Source organism: uncultured Bacteroides sp., assembly GCF_947632445.1.
In the GTDB taxonomy this organism is placed as follows: Bacteria; Bacteroidota; Bacteroidia; order Bacteroidales; family Bacteroidaceae; genus Bacteroides.
In genome coordinates this window covers 1-7,058 of sequence record NZ_CANRPM010000098.1, presented here as the reverse complement: position 1 = coordinate 7,058, position 7,058 = coordinate 1, and the positions used below count along the sequence as shown (strand labels likewise).

Below are 7,058 nucleotides of genomic sequence, written 5' to 3'. Positions count from 1 at the left end.
AATGGCATATGAGATGATATGAACAAAGCATCTTCTATGCCATTTTTATTTTTAAAGACATTTACTGAATGTCCCTATATAGTTATCATGCTCTGCCACAATAGTATTATCATTCCAAATATAATTTGTTATCTTCCGCTCTGTTCTTCCATTATATTTTTCGGTACAAATTATGGAAGTCAACCTGTCTTTAGAATCATAGATAAAATCCCAAGAGGTATCTCCTATCTTCATTTGCATAAGCTGTTTTTGATTGGTAATCACACCATCCTCATTCTTAGCAGGCTCTTCTTCGTCATCACTACAAGAAGTAAAGTTCACACACATTACTATGGCTAATAAAGCCATTTCTAAAAATCTAAAAGTTTTCATTCTCTTTTCTATTTATGCTTTTCAGCACCCTTAAAAAGCTATTCTATTAAATAGAAAAAGGTGTGGGCACTTATTTGCTTTATCCTACTAACAGGCTTCTCGCATTGCCTTGACTGTGGATAAAACAATAGCAACCCACACCCATTTGACAATATCTAAAAGCCTTATGGACATAAGGTAGGTATATATCAAAAGCGGAGTGCTATTGCTATCACCTTCACAGTCTTTCAAATTTTGCGAGAATTTGTTAGTAGAAGATAATCTCAATAACACCTTTCGTTAAATATGTCCTTTCAGTACCTTAACGCATTAAGGCCTCTGAAATTGTTGCAAAGTTAGCGAAAAGTTTTGAATAGCTAAAGATAAAACGCTGAAAAATGCAGTTCTATTAAGAGATTATAAGGTTATAGGTTTGTAGCCTGACTAAGTAATGGAGAAAGTCGTACTAATCTTCAATTCTCGTTTGTGTTGCTCTATCAACCCGTGGTGGCCTAATGGGCATTTGCATATTAGGCCACATTTCTCGTTTTTACAACCCTCGTTAGTCGTATATTCCTCAGCCTTCTTTCTGGATGCTTTCGTCAATAACCTTGATTTTCTCCTTTACCAGATCAATGTCGGCTTTCAGCTTCTCTACCTTGCGGTTGAGTTCTGTCAACAGGCTGTTGCCTTTCTTCGAGGCGGCGTTCAGGAAGCCAAGATTGTTCTCATATGTTTGCAGCTCGCTCTTCATATTGTCGTAAGTGCGAGTCAGTTTTTCACGTTCGCGATAGAGCGCCTGCGGGCTTCCTTCCTGAATGTTACTGATGGAGTTCTTGAAGCTGCTCAATTTCTGGTTAGACAGGCTGATGTTGTAGCGTTCGAACAGTTTGTCCACCAGTGCGTGGTATTGTTTGTACACCTTGTCCTTGTCCTTGAAAGGCACGAAACCTACGGTGCTCCATTCCTTCATCAGTGTGCGCACCTGTTCAATGGCCGTGTCGGCACCGGTTTCTTCGCCGATGGCTTCCAGCTTAGCGATGATGGCGCATTTCTTTTCCAAGTTATCTTGTTCTTCCGAACGTTGTGAAGCGCCTGCCAAGTTTTTCTGTTCGAAGAAATAGTCACAGGCAGTGGTGAAGCGTTTCCAGATGGCGTCAGAGTGTTTCTTGGCTACGGGACCGATAGTCTTCCACTCCTTTTGCAGTTTCACCAGCATGTCGGCTGTAGCTTTCCAGTCGGTGCTGTCTTTCAGAGCTTCTGCCTTTTCGCAGAGGGTACGTTTCTTTTCGAGGTTCTCGTTCATGTTATCTTTCACCGTCTTGAAGAATTCGGCCTTCTTGTTGAAGAAGATGTCGCAGGCGGCACGGAAGCGTTCGAAGATTTTCACGTTCATCTTCTGCGGGGCGTATCCGATGGACTTCCATTTGTTTTGCAGAGCAATGACTTCCTGTGTTTTGCTGTCCCAGGCGGTAAAATGGGTCAGTTCGTCGTAATTGATGCCCTCAACGATTTCGCAGATTACCGTTTTCTGGTCGAGATTCTGCTGCTCTGTCTCTTTCAGGGCATCGAAGTGCTGCTGGTAACGGCGGTTGACGGCGGTCGATGCGGCTTTGAAGCGTGCCCATATTTCTTCGCGCAGTTCTTTGGCTACGGGGCCTGTTTCGCGGAATTCCTGATGAAGTTTCTGCAACTGGTGGAAGGCCGACACGACATCGGTCTCTTCGGACAGCTTCTCGGCGGCTTCGCAGAGGCGGGTCTTTATTTCGAGATTTTTCTTGAAGTCATATTCACGGAACTCATTATTCATCTTCAGTAGGTCGTAGAACTTCTCCACGTAGAGCTGGTAGTTCTTCCACAGCTCGTTGATGCTGGCCTGCGGCACGAGCTTTATCTCACCCCACTGCTGTTGCAGGCGCTTGAATTCGGTGTAGTTCTTGTTGGCGTCTTCGGGCGACTCCAGCAGGTCTTTCAACTCTTCGATGATGGAGAGCTTCACTTGCAGGTTCATTTCCTTCTGTTTCTCCAGCTCGGCAGCCATTTCGTTCCGTTTGTTTTTGATGACGGACATTACGTTCTTCATTTCCTCCTCCAAGGGGTCAGGTATGGGTACGTAGTCTTCGGGGGCACCTCCTTCTTCGGCAAACTTCTTGCGGGCTGCTTCCTGTTCGGCATTATGCAGCTTGTAGAAGGCCTGCTTCAGGCCGTCTATTTCGGATTTGGTGACGCTTTCCACGTCGCCTGCGATGGCTTTCAGCCGTGCGATGACCTCTTCCTTCGTCAGCTTCTGTGCAGGAGTGGTTTCTACTGTGCTTTCCATTGTCTGTTCCTCAGCCGGGTTTTCCGCCGTTACCGTTTCGGAAACTTCAGCTGCTTGCTTTCCTTCTTCTAATTCCACTTGCTTTTCGGGGAGATTAGTGTCATGAGTGTCCGTCATTATTATGTCTTTATTTTAGAAACGGGTTTTCCCGTTTTGGATTATAAGAATTGCAAATTAATGAAATAAAACGTTTACTTCATACATTTTTCCCGTTTTTTTTATAAAAAAGTTTTGGAAGCCTTTACGCCAGCAGCACTGTGATTCCCATATAGAGCATCATGCCGATGATGTCGTTCGTGATGGAGATGAAGGGGCCTGTGGCGATGGCGGGGTCTACTTTGAGTTTCTCCAGCGTCATGGGCACCAGGGTACCGAAGATGGAGGCGAACATCACGACGGCAAACAGGCTGATGGACACGGAGTAGGTCACCGTGGCCGTACTGCCGAAGCGTACAAAGTTGTAGATGTAGACCAGCAGCGAGATGATGGTGGCGTTGATGCTGGCCACGACGGCTTCCTTGCCCACCTGCTTCAGCGTGTCTTTGGCATCGAGCGAGCTGTTGGCCAGGCCCTGCACGATGATGGCCGACGACTGTGTCCCCACGTTTCCACCCGTGCCGCCGATGAGGGGGATGTAGAGCGCCATTTCGGGATGGGCGGCAAAGGTAGCGTCGAAGTTCCCCAGAATCATGGAGTTGCCGATGCCGCCCAGCATGCCGATGAGCAGCCAGGGCAGGCGTGCGCTTGTCTGGCGCATCAGGTTGTCGTTCGTCTCGACATCCTGCAAAAGACCCGAAGCCAGCTGATAGTCGCGTTCGGATTGTTCGCGCACCTCGTCCATGACGTCGTCGACGGTTATCTGTCCCATGAGCCGTCCGATGCTGTCGATGACCGGTACGGCCACGAGGTCGTATTTCTCGATGATCTGCACCACCTCGTCGACGGGCGTGTCCACGTGTACCGAAATAGGGTCTTTCTTCATCACGTGCTTCACCTTCGACACCGAGGGCGACGTAATCATTTTCTTCAGCGGGAAGACGCCCTGCAGGCGTTCGTCGTCGTCGATGACGTAGACGTAGTAGATTTCGTCCAGCTGTTCGGCCTGCATGCGCATTTCCTTGAGGCATTCGGGCATACTCCAGTTCTCGTTCACGGTCACCATTTCCGTGCCCATGAGTCCGCCCGCAGTGTCCTCGTCATACTTCAGCAAGTCCACGATGTCGCCGGCCTGCTCGATGTCCTCGATGTGCGAGAGGACTTCCTCCTGCTTGTCTTCGTCGAGGTCGCGCATCAGGTCTACGGCATCGTCCGTGTCCATGTAGTCCACGAACTTCTTGGCGATGGTTTCCGAGGGGAGCAGTTCGAGGAATTCCTTACGGACGTCTTCGTCCATCTCCACCAGTACGTCGGCTGCCGTCTCGTTGTCCAGGAGGCGGTAGACGAAGCGTGCGTCCTCCGGTTCGATGTCGTTACACAGCTCGGCGATGTCGGCCGGATGCAGGTCGGCCAGCAGGGCTTTCACGTTCTCCGTGTCCTTCTGCCCGATGTAGCCTTTGACCTGGCTGATATATTCTTCGTCTATTTCCATCTTTTCTTCATTGAAAATTGATAATTGAAAATGGGGAACGGTGGATGGATTATTTTCAATTCTCCGTTTTCAACTCTTCGCTATTTAAATATTCATTCACCTTATTCGTCAGTCCTACAAACTCCTGCACGGACAGCTGCTCAGGCCTCCGGTCGAAGAGGGCGTCTTGAGTCAGGGGGCAGTCCTTGCCCACGAGGGGCTTGATGGAGTTTCGCAGCGTCTTACGGCGCTGGTTGAAGGTAGTCTTCACCACCTGCCTGAACAGCCGCTCGTCGCATCCCAGGGCGCGGGTGCCGTTACGTGTCATGCGGATGACGGCGCTCTTCACCCTGGGCGGCGGGTTGAATACGTTTTCGTGGACGGTGAAGAGGTATTCCACGCTGTACCATGCCTGGACGAGTACGCTCAGGATGCCATACGCCTTGCTGCCCGGCCCTGCGGCCATGCGTTCGGCCACCTCCTTCTGTATCATGCCCGTACAGCAGGGTATCAGGTCCTTGTTGTCCAGCATCTTAAAGAAGATCTGGCTCGATATGTTGTAGGGATAGTTGCCTGTCAGTACGAAGGGCCTTCCGTCGAAGAGGCGGGTCAGGTTCATCTTCAGGAAGTCGTCCTCGATGATGTGCTCTTCCAGCGGGGGATAGGCTTCGCGCAGGTAGGCCACCGATTCGAAGTCCACCTCCACCACCTTCAGCTCGCGCCCCTTGGGCAGGAGAAACCGGGTGAGCACGCCCATGCCGGGCCCCACTTCGAGGATAGGCAGGCCGGGGCAGGCATCCACCGTGTCGGCGATGTCCTCTGCCACCTTCAGGTCTTTCAAGAAGTGTTGGCCCAGAAACTTTTTAGGCTTTACCAATCTCATCTATCAAATTTATTATTACTTTTGTGCCTGGCAAAGGTAGTTCTTTTTAATGAAGAATGAAGAATGAAGAATGAAGAATTTAACGGAGGAAGGACGAAAAGGGCGCATGAAGGGCTTTACAGAAACTTGGCGAAGGTCGTGTTGCCCTTGCTGCTGAGTGCCTTCATCCTCTACTGGGTGTACCGCGACTTCGACTTTGCGCAGGCGGCCCTCGTGCTGCGTCACGGCATCCGTTGGGAGTGGATGTGCCTTTCGCTCTTTTTCGGCGTGTGGAGCCATGTGGAGCGTGCCCTGCGCTGGCGCCAGACGCTGGAGCCGCTGGGCTGCCGTCCGCGCTCCTCCCATCTGGTCGATGCCGTCTACCTGTCCTATGCCACGAGCCTCGTCATTCCCCGTGTGGGCGAAGTGTCGCGCTGCGGTGTCCTTTCGCGCTGCGACGGGGTGCCTTTCTCCAAGTCGCTGGGTACGGTGGTCACCGAGCGTCTGGTGGACATCCTTTGCCTCCTGCTCATTACGGGCGCCACCCTTTTGCTCGAACTTCCCGTCTTCCTCACGTTCTTCCGCCAGACGGGTACCAAGATACCCTCGCTTGTCCACCTCTTCGGCTCTCCCTGGTTCTACGTCGCCCTGTTTTGTGTGGCGGGGGTGGTCGTGCTGCTCGTATGGCTGGCCCGCATGCTCGTCGTTTTCGAGCGTGTCCGGGGGGTGGTGCTCGACGTGTGGCAGGGTGTCATGTCCCTTCGTCGGGTTCGCAGTGTCCCCCTCTTCCTGCTCCACACCGTCCTGATGTGGCTATGCTACTTCCTTCATTTTTACCTGACCCTCTACTGCTTCCCGTTCACTTCCGGCTTGGGGCTTCAGGCCGGCTTGGTCATGTTCGTGGCAGGGGCGTTCGCCGTCATTGTCCCCACGCCCAACGGTGCCGGCCCCTGGCATTTTGCCGTCATCACCATGATGATGCTCTACGGCGTGTCGTCGGCCGATGCCGCCCTTTTTGCCCTCCTTGTTCACGGCATCCAGACGCTGCTCGTCATCGTCCTCGGCCTCTGGGGCTGGCTGCATCTCGCGTGGAGCGGAAGAAGGAAATGAAAAACCGATTTTAGGTAATTGTCACGTTGTCACGTTGTCACACTGTCACATCGTGTCATCGTATAGACGTTAAATTCGTGTTAAAACGGGGGAGGCAAAATTTTACCCTGAACTAAAAATACATACCTTCGCGGCGTGAACGAATGAAAGCCCGCAGCGATTGGGTTTAATCGGGTTCGCCCGATCTCTGCGGAATGTGGAATACAGAGCCCGAAGAAAAAAGTGAACAAAAATATGAACATGATGAAAGAAAAGTTACACCGCCTGCTTTACGGCTTCGCGGCAATCGCAGCCCTTGCCTTCGCAGCGGGATGCTCGGACGACGACCCGACCGGGAATATCGACGAGAGCCCTGTCGTGACTTCCGCCTCTTATACGGTCGATTTGACATACCCCGACGACAAGCTGGCCCTGTTCGACATCACCGCCGAATACACCTCTCCGGCGGGGACGAAGACGGAAGCCATCACGGGGACATGGAGCAAGACCTTCGACTTCGAGTCCTTTCCCGCCGATTTCTCCCTGAAAGTCAGGCTGAAGCTGAAGGAGGGCGTGGACCTGACGAAGAAAGATCATTACGACCTCGGACGCACGATGAGCCGGAAGATGGTCGTCCACTATAGCGACGGAAGCCTGGGTCTCTCCGGCGATGTGCTGTCAGAAAAATCCACCATGCCCGTCGGTGCCGACAAGATTGAGCTTTATGCGGAGCGGAATAGCGAGGACCTCGCCGTCGCCTTCACCGTCGACCTGAATGCCGACCGCAGCGACGTCGTGACGACCGGCAAGTAAAGGGCTTCGCCTCGGCCTGAAAAAGAGGCACTCATGTTGTTCAAATCACCCGCCCT

6 protein-coding genes are annotated in these 7,058 nt (G+C 51.8%); 2 read left to right on the top strand and 4 right to left on the bottom strand.

Annotation, left to right across the window (positions count from 1 at the left end; all coding sequences use genetic code 11):
* Positions 1-51: 51 nt before the first annotated feature.
* From Q0Z70_RS12620 to rsmA, 4 genes are all read right to left on the bottom strand, one after another.
* Entirely contained in the window at positions 52-372 is a 321-nt protein-coding gene (locus tag Q0Z70_RS12620) for a hypothetical protein (RefSeq protein WP_298075049.1), read from the bottom strand.
* Positions 373-928: 556 nt separating this feature from the next.
* The gene (locus Q0Z70_RS12615; RefSeq protein WP_298075046.1) at positions 929-2,788 is read right to left on the bottom strand and encodes a DUF349 domain-containing protein; all 1,860 of its coding nucleotides are present in this window, start codon (positions 2,786-2,788) and stop codon (positions 929-931) included.
* 124 nt (positions 2,789-2,912) lie between these two features.
* Positions 2,913-4,253, bottom strand: coding sequence for a magnesium transporter (gene mgtE / locus Q0Z70_RS12610; RefSeq protein ID WP_298075052.1), 1,341 nt, complete (start codon positions 4,251-4,253; stop codon positions 2,913-2,915).
* Between the two features lie 61 nt (positions 4,254-4,314).
* Positions 4,315-5,121, bottom strand: a complete 807-nt coding sequence (rsmA, locus tag Q0Z70_RS12605; protein WP_298075044.1) for a 16S rRNA (adenine(1518)-N(6)/adenine(1519)-N(6))-dimethyltransferase RsmA — start codon at positions 5,119-5,121, stop codon at positions 4,315-4,317.
* A 63-nt stretch (positions 5,122-5,184) separates the two neighbouring features.
* Between rsmA and Q0Z70_RS12600 the strand changes: the two genes are divergently transcribed.
* Both Q0Z70_RS12600 and Q0Z70_RS12595 read left to right on the top strand, forming a co-directional pair.
* Positions 5,185-6,210 carry a lysylphosphatidylglycerol synthase transmembrane domain-containing protein gene (locus Q0Z70_RS12600; protein ID WP_298075042.1) on the top strand — a complete coding sequence of 342 codons (1,026 nt, stop codon included), beginning with the start codon at positions 5,185-5,187 and terminating at the stop codon, positions 6,208-6,210.
* Between the two features lie 357 nt (positions 6,211-6,567).
* Positions 6,568-7,002, top strand: a complete 435-nt coding sequence (locus Q0Z70_RS12595) for a hypothetical protein (protein ID WP_298075041.1) — start codon at positions 6,568-6,570, stop codon at positions 7,000-7,002.
* Positions 7,003-7,058 lie beyond the last annotated feature (56 nt).